This window comes from Marisediminitalea lipolytica, assembly GCF_001758465.1.
GTDB lineage: Bacteria > Pseudomonadota > Gammaproteobacteria > Enterobacterales > Alteromonadaceae > Alteromonas > Alteromonas lipolytica.
In genome coordinates this window covers 387,398-403,822 of the sequence record NZ_MJIC01000014.1, presented here as the reverse complement: position 1 = coordinate 403,822, position 16,425 = coordinate 387,398, and the positions used below count along the sequence as shown (strand labels likewise).

General features: G+C 49.3%; 16 protein-coding genes. 7 read left to right on the top strand and 9 right to left on the bottom strand.

What is annotated here, in order from left to right:
* Positions 1-246 precede the first annotated feature (246 nt).
* From lpdA to ampD, 6 genes are all read right to left on the bottom strand, one after another.
* Positions 247-1,665, bottom strand: coding sequence for a dihydrolipoyl dehydrogenase (gene lpdA / locus BFC17_RS12855; RefSeq protein ID WP_070176878.1), 1,419 nt, complete (start codon positions 1,663-1,665; stop codon positions 247-249).
* Positions 1,666-1,798: 133 nt separating this feature from the next.
* Positions 1,799-3,748, bottom strand: coding sequence for a dihydrolipoyllysine-residue acetyltransferase (aceF, locus tag BFC17_RS12850; protein WP_070176877.1), 1,950 nt, complete (start codon positions 3,746-3,748; stop codon positions 1,799-1,801).
* 20 nt (positions 3,749-3,768) lie between these two features.
* On the bottom strand, positions 3,769-6,441 hold the full coding sequence (gene aceE / locus BFC17_RS12845; protein ID WP_070176876.1) for a pyruvate dehydrogenase (acetyl-transferring), homodimeric type: 2,673 nt from the start codon (positions 6,439-6,441) through the stop codon (positions 3,769-3,771).
* 177 nt (positions 6,442-6,618) lie between these two features.
* Positions 6,619-7,371, bottom strand: a complete 753-nt coding sequence (locus BFC17_RS12840) for a GntR family transcriptional regulator (RefSeq protein WP_070176875.1) — start codon at positions 7,369-7,371, stop codon at positions 6,619-6,621.
* A 553-nt stretch (positions 7,372-7,924) separates the two neighbouring features.
* Positions 7,925-8,785 carry a beta-lactamase regulator AmpE gene (gene ampE / locus BFC17_RS12835; protein ID WP_070176874.1) on the bottom strand — a complete coding sequence of 287 codons (861 nt, stop codon included), beginning with the start codon at positions 8,783-8,785 and terminating at the stop codon, positions 7,925-7,927.
* A 7-nt stretch (positions 8,786-8,792) separates the two neighbouring features.
* Positions 8,793-9,347: a 1,6-anhydro-N-acetylmuramyl-L-alanine amidase AmpD gene (ampD, locus tag BFC17_RS12830; RefSeq protein WP_070176873.1), complete on the bottom strand. Its 555-nt coding sequence runs from the start codon at positions 9,345-9,347 to the stop codon at positions 8,793-8,795.
* 75 nt (positions 9,348-9,422) lie between these two features.
* On the opposite strand from ampD, the gene BFC17_RS12825 reads away from it, so the two are divergent.
* The 6 genes from BFC17_RS12825 (at position 9,423) to coaE (ending at position 14,323) form a co-directional block, all read left to right on the top strand.
* Positions 9,423-9,941: a retropepsin-like aspartic protease family protein gene (locus BFC17_RS12825; RefSeq protein ID WP_070176872.1), complete on the top strand. Its 519-nt coding sequence runs from the start codon at positions 9,423-9,425 to the stop codon at positions 9,939-9,941.
* 14 nt (positions 9,942-9,955) lie between these two features.
* On the top strand, positions 9,956-10,816 hold the full coding sequence (nadC, locus tag BFC17_RS12820; protein WP_229680938.1) for a carboxylating nicotinate-nucleotide diphosphorylase: 861 nt from the start codon (positions 9,956-9,958) through the stop codon (positions 10,814-10,816).
* Between the two features lie 233 nt (positions 10,817-11,049).
* Entirely contained in the window at positions 11,050-11,469 is a 420-nt protein-coding gene (locus BFC17_RS12815) for a pilin (protein ID WP_070176870.1), read from the top strand.
* Positions 11,470-11,536: 67 nt separating this feature from the next.
* Complete coding sequence (locus BFC17_RS12810; protein ID WP_070176869.1) at positions 11,537-12,754, top strand: type II secretion system F family protein; 1,218 nt, start codon at positions 11,537-11,539, stop codon at positions 12,752-12,754.
* Positions 12,755-12,813: 59 nt separating this feature from the next.
* Positions 12,814-13,692: a prepilin peptidase gene (locus BFC17_RS12805; protein ID WP_070176868.1), complete on the top strand. Its 879-nt coding sequence runs from the start codon at positions 12,814-12,816 to the stop codon at positions 13,690-13,692.
* A 1-nt stretch (position 13,693) separates the two neighbouring features.
* On the top strand, positions 13,694-14,323 hold the full coding sequence (gene coaE / locus BFC17_RS12800) for a dephospho-CoA kinase (RefSeq protein ID WP_070176867.1): 630 nt from the start codon (positions 13,694-13,696) through the stop codon (positions 14,321-14,323).
* Here the strand turns inward: coaE and BFC17_RS12795 are convergent.
* From BFC17_RS12795 to BFC17_RS12785, 3 genes are read right to left on the bottom strand one after another with little or no spacing between them, the layout of a single operon-like run.
* A complete protein-coding gene (locus BFC17_RS12795) occupies positions 14,318-14,584 on the bottom strand; it encodes a hypothetical protein (RefSeq protein ID WP_070176866.1) in 267 nt (88 codons plus the stop codon). The genes coaE and BFC17_RS12795 overlap by 6 nt on opposite strands.
* Positions 14,577-15,092: a hypothetical protein gene (locus BFC17_RS12790; RefSeq protein ID WP_070176865.1), complete on the bottom strand. Its 516-nt coding sequence runs from the start codon at positions 15,090-15,092 to the stop codon at positions 14,577-14,579. Before BFC17_RS12790 ends, BFC17_RS12795 begins: the two co-directional genes overlap by 8 nt.
* 14 nt (positions 15,093-15,106) lie before the next feature.
* Positions 15,107-15,412, bottom strand: a complete 306-nt coding sequence (locus tag BFC17_RS12785) for a DUF883 domain-containing protein (protein ID WP_070176864.1) — start codon at positions 15,410-15,412, stop codon at positions 15,107-15,109.
* A gap of 257 nt (positions 15,413-15,669) precedes the next feature.
* Here BFC17_RS12785 and zapD point away from each other — a divergent pair, with 257 nt between their 5' ends.
* A complete protein-coding gene (gene zapD, locus BFC17_RS12780; protein ID WP_070176863.1) occupies positions 15,670-16,425 on the top strand; it encodes a cell division protein ZapD in 756 nt (251 codons plus the stop codon).

Genomic DNA, 16,425 nt, shown 5'->3' with positions numbered 1-16,425 from the left:
AAAAAGGTTGTCCGTAGTGAGCCAGCCTGTTCCGGAGATCCCCGCTCAAAAGCGTGCGGGGATGACGAAGGAGGAGCGTGCAGGGATGACGGGTTTGTTTTGATTGCGGGGATGACGATAATGTTATTGGCTTTTTTTATGAGGCAAACAAAAAAGGTTGTCTGCAGTGAGACAACCTTTTTAGGGGGTCCCGGATATCGCCTTTGGCGATTCCGGGACGAAGAAACGCTAAGGCGTTTCTTCGCTTTAGCGTTTTTTAGCCTTAGGATTTGGCAGGTCGGTGATACTTCCTTCGAAGATCTCACATGCCAGACCAATTGACTCGTTCAACGTTGGGTGAGCATGAATAGTCAGACCTACATCTTCCGCATCTGCGCCCATCTCGATAGCTAAACCGATTTCGCCCAGCATCTCACCGGCGTTAGTACCAATCATGGCACCACCGATAACACGGCCAGTTTCTTTGTCGAAAATCATTTTAGTCATACCGTCGGTTGCGTCAGACGCAATCGCACGACCAGAAGCCGCCCATGGGAATGTCGCTGTTTCGTAGCTTACGCCCTGCTCTTTTGCTTCTTTCTCAGTTAAACCAACCCAGGCTACTTCTGGCTCAGTGTAGGCTACTGATGGAATGCAACGTGGGTCGAAGAAGTGCTTCTTGCCAGCAATGTTTTCTGCCGCTACGTGGCCTTCGTGTACCGCTTTGTGCGCCAGCATAGGCTGACCAACCAGGTCACCAATCGCGTAGATGTGGCCAACGTTAGTTTTCATTTGCTTATCAACAGCAATAAAGCCACGCTCATCAACGTTCACGCCTGCTTTATCCGCCGCAATCAGTGCACCGTTAGGCTTACGGCCAACCGCTACTAACACTTTGTCGTAACGTACTGGCTCTGCAGGTGCATTTTTACCTTCAAAAGAAACATACATGCCGTCATCTTTCGCTTCAACACCCGTTACTTTGGTTTCCAGCATAACGTTGAATTTTTCTTTGTAGGTCTTCATGAACACTTTCATGATGTCTTTGTCAGCCGCCGGGATTAACTGGTCAAGGAACTCAACCACGTCAATTTGTGCACCCAGTGCTTCGTAAACAGTACCCATTTCCAGGCCGATAATACCACCGCCCAGTACCAGCATTTTCTCTGGAATGTCTTTCATTTCCAGTGCGCCGGTTGAATCGATTACACGGTCATCTTCAGGAATAAACGGCAGAGATACCGGCTCAGAGCCTGCAGCGATAATCGCGTTGTCGAAAGTAATAGTGGTTTTACCGTCTTTACCTTCTACTTCCAGGGTGTTTGCACCGGTAAATTTACCGTAACCCTGAACGTGCTTAACTTTACGCATTTTAGACATGCCCGCCAGACCTTTGGTCAGCTGGCTAACAACGCCGTCTTTATAAGCGCGGATTTTATCCAGATCGATTTCAGGCTCACCAAATGACACACCGTGGCTGGCCAGGTGCTTGGCTTCTTTCATCACTTTAGCAACGTGCAGCAGGGCTTTGGAAGGAATACATCCTACGTTCAAGCATACACCACCAAGGGTTTCTCTGGCATCAACCAGAATGGTTTCAATTCCCAAATCAGCTGCACGGAAGGCTGCTGAGTAGCCGCCAGGGCCGGCGCCTAATACCACTAACTGCGTTTTTATTTCGCTCATCGTGACCTCAAATCTGTCCTGTTTCTATACGAATGTAAGTGTCTGAATTGTAACTAGCTGCGTCACAGCAGTAAAGGTAAACTCTCTAATTCAGATTACGATTCGCCCTGCACGAAGCAGGGCGAACAATGATTTACAGAATTAACTGGCGTAAATCTTCCAGTACTGACTTCAAGTGTACAGCAAACCTTGCTGCGACCGCGCCGTCAATAACACGATGGTCGTATGACAACGATAAAGGTACGGTCAGGCGAGGTTCAAACTCTTTACCATTCCACTTCGGTTTGATATCAGATTTCGATACCCCAAGGATAGCGACATCCGGTGCGTTTACAATTGGCGTAAACGCCGTACCACCAATACCACCTAAGCTGGAAATGGTAAAACAGCTGCCCTGCATGTCGGCAGCTTTAAGCTTACCGTCGCGGGCCTTTTTACTGATTTCCATCAGCTCTTCGGAAATTTCGTAAATGCCTTTCTTATCAACATCACGCACTACCGGTACTACCAGGCCTCCCGGAGTATCCACGGCAATACCAATGTGGATGTACTTCTTCTGGATCAGGGTCTCACCTGATTCACCCAGTGAGGTGTTGAAGATCGGGTAAGCACGCAGTGCATCGGCCGCCGCTTTCATCATAAACACCAGCGGAGTGATTTTTACGCCCAGCTTGCGCTTTTCAGCAATGGCATTCTGCTCTTTACGGAACGCTTCCAGATCGGTGATATCCGCTTCTTCAAACTGCGTTACGTGTGGGATAGTTACCCAGTTGCGATGCAGATTCGGGCCGGAAATCTTCTGGATACGGGTCAGCGGCTTCTCTTCAATTTCACCAAACTTGGCAAAATCAACTTTTGGCTGTGCCAGTACCTGCAGGCCACCACCGTTACCACCACCAGCAGTTGGTGCTGTGGTACGCGGACGAGACAGCTCTTCTTTCACATAGGCCTGAACGTCTTCTTTAAGAATACGGTTCTTCGGACCACTGCCAGGTACTTCTGATAAATCCACACCAAATTCACGGGCAAGACGACGCACCGATGGTGAGGCGTGCACTTTTCCGGTTTTTGGCTTGGTACCGGCCGAAGGATGATGCGGCACAGGTGCTTTTTTCGGTTCTGCAGGCTTGCTGGCAGCTGGCGCGCTATCCGCTTTAGGCGCAGACGCAGCACTTTCTGACTTAGCAGGCGCTGGTTTGGCGCTACCTGCCACTTTAAGCATACATACCTTGTCGCCTTTCGACACTTTGTCACCGGATTTAACCAGTAACTTGGTTACCACACCTTCTTTAGGTGATGGTACATCCATGGTGGCTTTGTCGGTCTCAAGAGTAATAAGACCGTCTTCAACCGCTACGGTATCGCCTTCGGCAACCAGAATTTCGATAACATCAACGTCTGATGCATCGCCAATGTCTGGTACGGTTACTTCAATTTCTTCTTCAGCGGATGAAGCTTCTGCTGCAGGCGCGGCAGATGCACCGCCGGCACTGCCTACTTCAAGCAGTAATACCAAAGAACCTTCGCTTACCTTGTCACCCTCTTTAACCTTTACTTCAACCACTTTTCCGGCTTTAGGGCTCGGTACGTCCATGGTTGCTTTGTCGGTTTCAAGGGTGATCAGGCCATCTTCGGCTTCAACGGTATCGCCGGCTTTCACCAGAATTTCGATTACGTCTACATCGGCAGCGTCGCCGATATCCGGCACAGTAACTTCGATAGTTTCGCTACCGCCGGTGCTTTGTTCAGCTGCCGGTTTCGCCTCGGCTGCCGGAGCTTCGGCCGCAGGTGCTTCTTCCGCGGCAGGCGCTGGCGCTTCTTCAGCAGCCGGGGCTTCTGCGCCACCCGCTACCGAAAGCTTAGCCAGTAAGTCGTTGTGGCTGATTTTATCACCCACTTTTACGCACAGCTCTTGTACTGTACCAGCAAAAGGTGCTGGTACGTCCATGCTGGCTTTGTCACTTTCAACTGTTACCAGGGCGTCTTCGGCTTCTACCGAATCGCCTGGCGCTACGCACAGTTCAATGACTTCAACTTCATCTTCACCTAAATCCGGTACTAATACGTCTTTAATGTCTGACATCGTTTGCAGTCTCCCTGAGCTTATGCGAACAGCGGGTTAGTTTTTTCTGGATCAATGCCCAGATCCTGCATGGCTTTGTTCAGAGTCTTGCCATCCAGCTCGCCTTGTTTAAACAGCTCATACAGGGCTGCAAACGTTACATATTCTGCATCAACCTCAAAGTGACGACGCAGGTTGGCGCGGCTGTCTGAACGACCAAAGCCGTCAGTACCCAGTACACGGTATGAGCCTGGAACATAGGCACGTACCTGCTCACCGTAGTTCTTGATGTAGTCGGTCGCCGTGATGGTTGGACCGTCAAAACCTTCGCTCAGTACTTCAGTGATATAAGGCACTTTGGCATCGGCTTCAGGGTGCAGCATGTTAAAGCGCTCACAGGTTTGACCGTCACGAGCCAGCTCGTTGAATGAAGGTACTGAGTACACTTCTACCGCAACGCCGTAGTCGTCATGCAGCTTGGTTGCCGCAGTACGCACCTGCTCCAGGATAGTACCTGAGCCCAGCAGTTTAACTTTCTTCTTGCTGTTAGCACGGCCAATGGTTTCTAACTTGTAGATACCTTTGATAATGCCTTCTTCCACGCCTTTCGGCATTTCAGGCTGCTTGTAGTTTTCGTTCATTACGGTGAGGTAATAGAACACGTCTTCCTGCTCTTCAAGCATACGGCGCAGACCGTCCTGCACGATTACCGCCACTTCGTAGCCGTAAGTTGGATCGTAGCTTACGCAGTTAGGGATAAGCGCTGCCTGAGTATGGCTGTGGCCATCCTGGTGCTGCAGACCTTCACCGTTTAGGGTTGTACGGCCAGCTGTACCGCCTACTAAGAAACCACGAGTCTGGCTGTCGCCCGCTGCCCAGGCTAAATCTCCCACGCGCTGGAAACCAAACATTGAGTAGTAAATGTAGAACGGTACCATTGGCAGATCGTTGGTGCTGTAAGACGTACCAGCAGATAACCACGACGCCATAGCGCCCAGCTCGTTGATACCTTCCTGCAGTACCTGACCTTTCTGGTCTTCACGATAGTAAGCTACCTGATCAGAATCCTGTGGTTCGTATTTCTGGCCCTGGCTTGAGTAAATACCTACCTGACGGAACAAGCCTTCCATACCAAAAGTACGGGCCTCATCCGGGATAATCGGCACGATACGCTTACCGATTTGCTTGTCTTTCAGCAGTGCGGTCAGTACGCGAACAAAAGCCATGGTGGTAGAGATTTCACGATCGCCAGAACCTTTGGTTACCGCTTCAAAGGCCTTCAGCGCTGGCGCTGGAAGTTCTTCGGTTGACTTAGCCAGACGACGCGGCATGTAACCCTTAAGGGCTTCACGACGCTCGCGCAGATATTTCATCTCAACGCTGTCTTCGTCAAACTTGTAGTAAGGCAGGTCAGCCAGCACGTCATCAGATACCGGAATATTGAAACGGTCGCGATAATGTTTAATCGCATCCATGTCCATCTTCTTAACCTGGTGGGCAATGTTTTTACCTTCACCAGCGGCACCCATGCCGTAACCTTTAACGGTTTTAGCCAGAATTACCTGTGGGCGGCCTTTGGTGTTTACCGCGCGATCGTACGCTGCGTAAACTTTTACCGGATCGTGACCACCACGGTTTAAGCGCCAGATGTCTTCATCAGACATGTTTGACACCATTTCTTTTACTTCAGGGAACTTACCAAAGAAGTGTTCACGAGTGTAAGCACCGCCTTTAGCTTTGAAGTTCTGGTATTCACCATCTACGGTTTCGTTCATGATCTGCAGCAGTTTGCCGGTGGTGTCACGGGCTAACAATGGATCCCAGTAACGACCCCAGATAACTTTAATCACTTCCCAGCCTGCGCCGCGGAAGGTGCCTTCCAGTTCCTGGATGATTTTGCCGTTACCACGTACCGGGCCATCAAGACGTTGCAGGTTACAGTTAACCACAAAAGTCAGGTTGTCCAGGCCTTCGCGTGATGCCAGACCAATTGCACCCAAGCTTTCCGGCTCATCAATTTCACCGTCACCCAGGAAGCACCATACGCGCTGATCAGAACAATCTTTCAAACCACGGTTGGTCAGGTATTTCAGGAAACGCGCCTGATAAATCGCCTGCATCGGGCCAAGACCCATAGAAACCGTTGGGAACTGCCAGAACTCAGGCATTAATTTAGGGTGCGGGTAAGAAGACAGGCCCTGGCCGTCTACTTCCTGACGGAAACCGTCTAATTGCTCTTCGGTCAGACGCCCTTCGATGTAGGCGCGAGAATAGATGCCCGGCGCCACGTGGCCCTGGAACATAATAAAGTCGCCGCCGTCTTTGTCGTTCGGCGCTTTAAAGAAGTGGTTAAAACCAACATCATACAGCATGGCAGAAGACGCGAAGCTTGAGATGTGACCACCTAATTCAAGGTCTTTTTTAGACGCCCGTAATACCATCATCAACGCGTTCCAGCGCAGTGCATTACGAATGCTACCTTCAATCGTCTGGTCGCCCGGCATGGTTGGTTCCTGGCCAGGCGGGATTGTATTGATGTATGCAGTGGTAGCGTCGTACGGCAGGTGCGCACCGTTGCGGCGGGCTTTCTCAATAAGAGACTCTAACAAAAAGTGCGCGCGTTCTACCCCTTCTTCCTCCAGAACCGATTCTAACGATTCCAGCCATTCCTGGGTTTCCTGCGGGTCAACATCTTGGTGCATCATATCACTCATGGTGCCATCCTATAGTTACTGATATAGAAAAACATCCACACTCGGCGTGGCAACCCCTAACGGCTGCACACAGGGTGGATGAAATACCTTACAAATTGTCTGATCAGGGCAACCAGTGTGTTGCACCCAATCGCTTTTTACTCCCGGCGTCACCACAAAAAACGGGTTAGCGGGAGGTTAAATTTCCAGTCGGCGCAAAGCTCGCTGCACCCGACTGTCTCGCTGATTAATTGCCAACAAGGTTTTCTCAATGTAGGCAAGGTGCGCATTACAGGCCTGACGGGCCGCTTCGGGATCCCGGCTTGCAATGGCTTCAACAATCTCTTTACGTTGCTCGGCTATGTTATGCACAGCTTCATCACTGGCGTGTAACGCCAGCATTTCAAAGTTACGTTCTATGTTATCCACCAGCATGGTTTGCATTGTGCTCATTACATGCAGCAACACCATGTTGTGAGATGCCCGTGCCATAATTACGTAAAACCGACCTAAACATTCAGCCTGCTCACGCTTGCACTCGGTGCGTTTGGGCGTGGGCATTTGCTCGAGTGCTTCACGCAGCGCGCTGTAATCTTCCGGTTGCCCGCGAAGCGCTGCGTAATACGCCGCCATACCTTCCAGCGCGTGACGAAACTCAAGCAAATCAAACTGGGTTTCAGGCCGCCCGCTAATCAGCGCCATTAAAGGATCGGTCATCGCCGAATTAAGCTGACGACTGACAAAAGTGCCACCACCCTGCTTACGCTCTACTAAACCGCGGGCCTGTAAATTACCAATTGCTTCACGCAATGAAGGACGGGATACCTGAAACTGCTCGGCCAGCTCGCGCTCGGGCGGTAAACGCTGCCCGGCCAACAACGTGCCATCGAGTATCATAGACTCGAGTTGCTCGGTGATAACATCGGCAAGTTTTTTGCGGCCAGTTTGCATGGTGATTAACGCAGGCTCCGTTTATGGGTGGTTTACCACTTGCTCATTATGTAAACGAATTATCGCACACCGAACAATTGGTATTACCATTTTACCTATCTAATTAGTTTAGAGCAGATTATCACTGAGGTAAATAGTTAACATAGACGAAGTTTTATAAAGAATCTGTAACAAACAACTTAACTTTTGAAATTATTCATAAAATTTTATGGCAATCACTGGTTAAACCAGCCTTTCAACAGGGCTTTCTGAGGTAATTTTATTACAAAATGGGTAATTCCCGTTATTTTAACTCCTTGTTTTGCAGTGCAGCATTTTATTACCAATCGCCAATATTCTGCGATAAACAGGCATAGCATGTGGCTGCCTCAGCGCTTTAACCGACTAAAATTCGCACTATTTGTTAAATAAAGCGTCACTTTGGTTGAGTAACCACCAGTTTGTACCCTGGTTTTAGTGATATCGATCAGATAAGAAGGGCCCGACAGCAATAGCTCAGGCCCAAAAATAAAGGCTGCGAAAGCAGCCTTAGAAAAGTAATGGATTAAGTGGATTAATCAACAAAGCCCAAGAGGGTCAGCAACGCAATTACCGCCAGCAGCAACATAATGTTGCGCTTCGCCAGCGTTACCAGTGCTTTTGGCTCACAGGCCGGATCATTCTGCTGCGTGGTAGTAAAATCGACATCTTCCGCTTGTGCTGCAACTTCAGTAAGCACTTTTTCACCGGCGATGCCAGGATTCGTTAAGTAAGTCAGCCACACCGGTAATGCCCGGGAAAAATGCCCCACTAGCAGCAAGCCGAAAGCTGTAATACGCACAGGCAGCCAATCAAGGATATGCATCCATTTAGCCATCGATTCCTTGCGCTTTGCATCAGTTTCGCACCACAGGCGATAACATTCGCGACTGGTCACATAAGCCATAGCGCCAGCCGCGCCAAAGGCCGTAAAAAACAAAATAACCGCCGCATATTGCTGATAGTTAAGCCACAACAGGTGCTGACCAAAACTTTTGCCCTGCTCAGCAGGTTCATCAGCCACCTCTAAATTAGTACAGTGGCCGAGTTCACGGGTATATAAATGGCAGGCTTCCAGGTCGCCACGCTCTGCCGCCTGTAAAAACGAGCGGTAGGTTTTGCGTAAGGGCTCGCTGCCCAGACACAAAAACAAAATAAGACTTTGCAAAATAAAACTGATAAAACCGCTAAATAACCACTGACTTACCAAAAAGACCACAATCACTGGCAAGGCGATTTGCAATACCAGTTGCAGTGGCATGGTTTGCCTGGCTATCCAGCTTTGCCCCTGGGTCCAGTTGAGGTAATTACTCAGATGGCTTTCAACATGCCACGCCGGCTGTTTACGAATTGCCCGTTCAATCGACAAAACCAACAGTAAACTCATTAACACCATGGTGTTCTCACCTTTTTAAATGCTTACTAAGTGCCTGGCGATAGCCGGCCCAGTTAAATACCACGCCCGGATCGCTTTTACGACCCGGCGCTATATCATTATGCCCCACTATTCTGCCCAGTGTTATAGCCGGATACAACGAAATTATCTGCGCGCTCACCGCCTCCAGTGCCGCGTACTGGGCATCCGTATAAGGCAGGTCATCAGTCCCTTCCAGCTCGATACCAATAGCAAAATCGTTACACTTTTGCCGCCCCTGAAAACTCGAAACGCCCGCATGCCATGCCCTTTTATTAAATGGCACGTATTGTTCTACCGTGCCGTCACGGCGTATTACACAATGAGCCGACACTTTAAGATGGGCGATTTCTGCATAAAATGGATGCTCATCCGGATCCAGAGTACCGGTAAAGAGTTGTTCAACGCCTTTGGTGCCAAACTGACCGGGCGGTAACGAAATATTGTGCACCACCAAAACGCTGACATCTGACTCGTCCGGACGGTCATCACAAAACGGGGATGCCTTCAGCACGGCATTTTTATAGCAATAAGAACGCTTCATAGTAGTGAATTTTTTAAGTATTTCATTACAATAGTTTGACAGCGAAGTCGCCGCAAGACAATCCTGAGGCAAGCAATGACACAACCCACTTCCGATACCAGCAGTGCAGCAAAATGGATGCTCATTCTTGCCTGGGTATGCTTATTTGGTTTACTGATCCTGGTATTCGGCGATTTGCTGGACGAACAGGAAAACCCTAATCAGGCCCCTATGAGCGTAATGCGCGGCCAGCAGGTAGAAATCCGTCTGGAACAAAATCGTCAGGGCCATTATGTGGTTAGCGGCACCATCAACGGTCGGCCAGTGGTCTTTTTAATCGATACCGGCGCCACCAGTGTGGCAATACCGGCCCATCTAGCCGACGAGCTGAGTCTGCCTCGTGGTCGCTCGGCGTATGCTGCAACAGCCAACGGTAACGTGCGTATCACCCTCACCGAAATTGCCAGCTTAACCATTGGCGAAATCACCCTGCATAACGTAGAGGCCAATATTAATCCTGGTATGCAAAGTGATCAGATTTTACTGGGTATGAGCGCCCTAAAACAGTTAGAATTCACCCAACGAGGGGAAACCCTCATCCTACGTACCCTATAAAAAGAAGTATTACTGTGAGTCAACAATCATTGCCATCGCAACAAAGCATTAAAGAACAAGTTATTCAGGCACTGGCCGAAGATCTCGGCGGTAAGCCCGATGCCAGCGCCGATATCACCGCTAATCTTATCCCGGCCTCGCAACAGGCCACGGCAACCATTATTACCCGTGAAAACTGCATCGTGTGCGGTGTAGCCTGGGCACAGCTGGCCTTTAGTCTGGTCGACGAGACCATTGAACAACAGTGGTTGGTGCAGGATGGCGACAAAGTCACCGCCAACACCACTCTGGTTGCCCTGAAGGGCCCGGCCCGGGCACTGTTAACGGCCGAACGCACTGCCCTTAACTTTTTGCAGATGTTATCTGGCACAGCCACCGACACGGCCTATTACGCCAGCTTACTGGCGCATTCAGATACCCGTATCCTTGATACCCGCAAAACCATTCCCGGATTGCGCCTGGCGCAAAAGTACGCGGTTGCCTGTGGCGGCGGCAAAAATCATCGCATTGGCCTGTATGATGCTTTTCTGATTAAAGAAAACCATATTATGGCCTGCGGCGGCATTCAGGAAGCTATCAGCACAGCCAAAACACAGGCCCCAGGCAAGCCGGTAGAGGTAGAGGTGGAAAACCTCGACGAACTGCAACAGGCCATCGAAGCAGGCGCCGATATTGTGATGCTGGACAACTTTTCTAACGAACAGATCCAACGCGCAGTGAGCCTGACGCAAAAACGTTGTAAACTGGAAGTATCAGGTAACATTACGTCTGAAAGATTAACCTCGCTGGCCACGCTAGGGGTGGATTACATCTCTTCCGGCGCACTGACCAAGCATGTCAAGGCCATAGATCTGTCTTTACGGATTAATCTGTAATAAGCCTCAACCGCTTGAATTACCTGAGCTGGAAGCTGACAGGTATGCAGGATTGTACGAATAGGTAGCAATTTCCGAGACTTGAGTATAATTCCTAATACTTGTCAGATGCTTAGATGGTTCTATACTGAGAATCAAGTACCGGGGACGTAAGTGACGACGACTCAGGTATCAACTTTAAACTTTATTAATGACAGACATTTTATTGTTTTTGCGACCCGGAGAAAGTGATCATGAAATCTTTTAAACAAAACAACAAAGGCTTTACCTTAATCGAACTGATGATCGTTGTAGCTATCATCGGTATTCTGGCAGCGGTAGCATTACCTGCTTACCAGACTTACACTAACAAAGCGAAATTCTCAGAAGTAGTTGGTGCTACTCAGGCTATCAAAACTGCGGTAGAAATTTGTGCCCAAACCGAAGGCGGTTTCGCTAACTGCGGATTTGGCAGCAACGGCGTTCCTGCTCAACCACCAGCATACGGCAACCTGGCTTCACTGGCATGGGATGAAGCAGCAGGTACCCTTACCGCTACAGCAGTTGTTGGTGGTGGTCTGAACGGCGAGACCTACATCCTGACTGGTAACTTTGCAAACGGTCAGACTACCTGGACAGAAGGTGGTACTTGCCAGGCAGCTGCAATCTGCTAATCGATATACCTCACAAAAGCCCAGTTCCTGCTGGGCTTTTTGCTTTCTGCGTTAAGAGAATCGGGTTATGGCCAAAGAACAAGCACTAACAACGTATACCTGGCAGGGAAAAAACGCCAAAGGCCAGACTATTAAAGGCGAAACCAGCGCCAAGTCGGTTCAGGAAGCGAAGAATCAATTAAGACGCCGGGGCATTTCGGCCACCAAAGTAAGAAAACTCTCCAAACCCTTGTTTGGGCGAGGCGGCGAAAAAATCAATGCTGCCGATATCTGTGTTATCACCCGTCAGATGGCCACCATGCTGGGCGCCGGTGTAACCCTTATTCAAACTATCGACATGCTTGCCGCAGGCCACGCTAAAGCAACCATGCGAAAAGTACTTAACCGCATCGGCGATGATGTGAAAGCCGGTACGCCTTTATCCACTGCGTTACGCAAACACCCAAAATACTTTGACGACCTATATTGTGATCTGGTGGAAACTGGTGAGCAGTCTGGCGCACTGGAAACCATATTCGATCGCGTCGCCACCTATAAAGAAAAAGCCGAAGCCCTCAAATCAAAAATAAAAAAGGCGATGTTTTATCCTATCTCAGTGCTTGTCATCGCGTTTATCGTTACCGCCGTTCTGCTTGTCTTTGTAGTACCGCAATTTGAGGAGATATTCTCCAGCTTTGGCGCCACCTTGCCCGCCTTTACCTTATTTGTACTGGGCATTTCCCGCTTTGTGCAGGATTATGGCATTTTCCTACTGGCCGGGATGGGCGCGATCGGCTACGTACTTAAGGTTTATCACAATAAATCCAAAGACTTCAGGGACAGTGTGGACGGCAAAATGCTCAAAATCCCGGTCATTGGCGAAATATTAAAAAAAGCCGCTATCGCTCGTTTTACGCGCACACTGGCAACCACTTTCGCGGCCGGTGTTCCTCTGATTGGCGCTTTGGAATCAGCAGCAGGCGCATCCGGCAACGCTGTATACCGGGATGCCATTTTGTTTATTCGTAAAGAAGTCGCCGGGGGGATTCAGATGAACTCCGCCATGCGCAGCACTAACGTATTCCCGGACATGGTGACGCAAATGATAGCCATTGGTGAAGAATCCGGTGCGGTAGATGAAATGCTCAGTAAAATCGCTACCATTTACGAGGGCGAGGTAGACGACATGGTAGATGGCCTCACCAGTTTACTTGAACCGCTTATTATGGCGGTACTTGGGGTAATCATTGGTGGCTTAATTGTAGCCATGTACCTGCCTATTTTCCAAATGGGTATGGTTGTTTAACGCCAATAACGCTAAGCTGTAAAGCTGAATTATCCTTTAGCATCAAGACTATCCAGGCAATGCAATCCATTATTGATTTATCTTTAACATCACCATGGTTTTTCTATTCCATGGCAGGCATTGTCAGCCTGATGGTTGGCAGTTTTCTTAATGTGGTAATTTACCGTCTGCCAATTATGATGGAGCGTGACTGGCAACGGGAATACCAGAGCTATTTTAATCCACAACAAACCGCTGCCGAAACAGAACGGTTTGATTTAATCAAGCCTGACAGCACCTGCCCTAAATGCGGCCACAAAATTCGCGCCTGGGAAAATATTCCCTTGTTAAGCTATCTGTTTTTAGGCGGTAAATGCAGCCAGTGTAAAACCGGCATATCCTTACGCTATCCTTTTGTCGAGCTGCTTACCGGGCTCCTTTCATTGTGGGCTGCCGTGCACTATGGCCCCTCGGTTCAGGCATTACTGGTTATTGTGCTTACCTGGTTACTGGTGGCCATGACCTTTATCGATCTGGATAAAATGATCCTGCCAGACCAGCTCACGCTGCCATTAATGTGGATTGGTTTACTGGCCAGCACCAGCCATATATTTGTAGGCCCTACCGGTGCCATTATTGGCGCGGCTGCGGGCTATTTGAGTTTATGGAGTATTTACTGGCTGTTTAAATTACTTACCGGCAAAGAAGGGATGGGCTACGGCGATTTTAAGCTGCTTGCCGCACTGGGCGCATTTACCGGCTGGCAGGGATTATTGATTATTATTCTACTGTCATCCTTTGTGGGGGCAGTGTTTGGCATTGCCATAATGATCAGACAAAAACAAGGCAAAGAGCTGGCCATTCCCTTTGGCCCTTACCTGGCTATTGCCGGCTGGCTGACCCTGTTATATCAGGAGCCTATTAAAACCGCCTATTTCCAGTGGGCGCTGGGTCAATAGCATGACTGCCAGGCGACCTTTTTTAATCGGCGTCACCGGCGGTATCGGTTCGGGTAAAACGCTGGTAACAGACACCTTTGCCGAACTGGGCATTGAGATTGTGGATGCCGATATCGTGGCCCGAGATGTAGTGGCGCCTGGCTCACCAGGGCTTGAAGCCATTAAAGCGCATTTTGGCGATTCGGTGATTACCGAGTCAGGTGAGTTAAACCGGGCCGCATTACGTGAGTGTGTATTTACTAACGAAGAACAAAAACAGTGGTTAAATGCCTGTTTACACCCGCTCATCCGCAAGGCCATGGCCGCCGCTATTGAGCAAATTCGTTCCCCCTACGGCGTACTCGCGGTACCTTTACTGATTGAAAATGGTATGCAGAAAATGGTCGACCGCATTGCAGTCGTCGACTGTCCGGAGTCTCAGCAACTAGCCCGTGCTTTGCGTCGGGATGGCAGCAGCGAAACGGTTATTAAAGGAATTATGGCGGCGCAGGTAAGCCGCGAAAAACGCCTTGCCGAAGCCGATGATATTATCGATAACAGCCACGATATAGAAACCACCAAAGCTCAGATTGTTCAGTTACATCAAACCTATCTGAAACTGGCAAAAACACATAATGCAGACCCTTTATAACAAGGTTTGCTGAAACCACAGGCGGGCAAATCGCCACAGCGCTTTGCGTTTACGATGGGCTTTTTCCGGATCGTTACTGTGCCAGCCCTGCACTGCCCCGGCGGAAAAGCTCCCTAGCAAGCCTACAGGCGTGGCCAAAAACTGTTGTGAAGCGGTAATGGCATCTTCCTGACAGTAACGGCTCAGGGTTTTAAGCTCTTCAAATTCGTGCCTGCATTTATCCCGCTCTTTAATCGCCTGGTTTAAAAACAGGTTAGTCATGTTTTTGCTCCTGTTCTGTTGCGCTATTGCCCGCTGCTGATGCCTTGGCGGCTGATGTTCCTTTTGCTGCGGCAACAATCGGGTTTAAAGAAATATGCCTGAAAGCATCCCGTGCAACCCGCCATGCCATCATCATCAGTACCCCGTTTAGCAACAGTAATATCAAAGCAATCAGAGCCGGATGCAGCCCCATATTACCAAGCATCACCGCTGCGGTTGCGTTGATTATTAACCAACACACACAGGCGAATCCCAAAGCCGCAAGCGTAGCGAGAACGGTAACCAATACTGACTGGCGTAACAGTTTTGCTTCTGCCCCTACTAACGCCCACTGAGCACTGAATTGCAGCTTTTTCGCTTCAATAAGATCGGTAATGGCAGCAACAACTTCCTCTACCGAAATGTCGTCCTGTGGCGGTGAAGCGGCATTTGCTTCCGCAGCAATCCCGTCAGTGTCGGTCTGACGCTGACGGGCTTTGGTTGACGTGTTAAGAGATGACTCACTCATCTATTAGTCCGTCTTTATTTGCCACGTTTTAACAAGGTCGCTACCAACATACCGGCAGCAAAAGTAATACCAGCCGCTGCCACAGGGTTTTCAACGGCGTAGTTGCGCACCGACGAACCAAGCCATTTTTGTTTCATTAGCTTGCGACGTTCAGCCAGATTTTCGGCAGACTCAGAAGCTGACTCACGCAGGCTCTGCTCAGCAGAAGCCGCTTTTTCAGCGATAGTGTCCAGAGATTCATGCAGCGTGGACTGCAGCTTGTCAGTCATTGGGTGACCAGAAGTATCCGCACCGTTCGCTTTTGCATTTGATGTAGCCATAAGTTTCTCCTTTTAGTTACGTTGCCACACTACTGATGCAACCCGTGTTCCAGCCAGAGAAAAAATCATAAACCATTGTTTTATAAAAACTTTAAAAAATAAGAAAGTATCAGTAATTGCATCACCGGAAAAATCTGCGCAGCGGCTTTGTAATTCCTACCTGACTCTGAGAGCAACGTTGACTGGTAGCCGTCGAATGCATTGGTAAAATGCGGGCTGTACTGGTACGCTTACGGGAATAATTAAAGAGGATCCGAATGTCTACCACCACGGTCTACGAATTTCCACTAAAGGAAAAAGTTCGTAACTACCTGCGTATCGAACAATTAATGGGGCAGTTAAAGCTAGGCGCAGCGGGCCTGGATAATAACCTGTCGCTGTATTTTTTTGAGCAGCTGTTTACCCTGCTGGATTTGTTTGAACGGATTGATATTCGCACCGACATTATCAAAGACCTCGACGCTCACGAAAAAAACCTTGTGCACTGGTCACAACTGCCCAATATCGATGATGAAGCGCTGCAACAAACGCTCAGAACCATTATCACTATTCGTGACAAACTCAAAGTCAGCAAAAAGATTAGCGCTGTGCTGCGTGACGATAAGTTTCTGGCCAGTATACGCCAGCGTTTTGCGATCCCAGGCGGTACCTGTAGCTTTGATTTACCTAATTTACACTACTGGTGTCAGCGTCCGCTAGCCCAGCGTCAGGAAGACGTTAAGCAATGGATAATGTGTTTTGCATTAACCGAGGAGGCCATCAGTATTGCGCTGTCCTTTTTGCGCGAACGCGCGACCTTTACGCCCATCGAAGCGCAAAATGGTTTTTTTCAGGGCGTCGCTGAGGATCGCAACGAGCTGATACGTGTTCGTTGTCTGGCAGAGACCGATTATTACCCTACCCTAAGCGGCAACAAATACCGGTACGCCATTCGCTTTATGTATTTTAATCCCCCCGAAGGCCGCTCAGGCGCGGTGGAAATCCCCGTTCACTTTGATTTAGCAGCGTGTTAA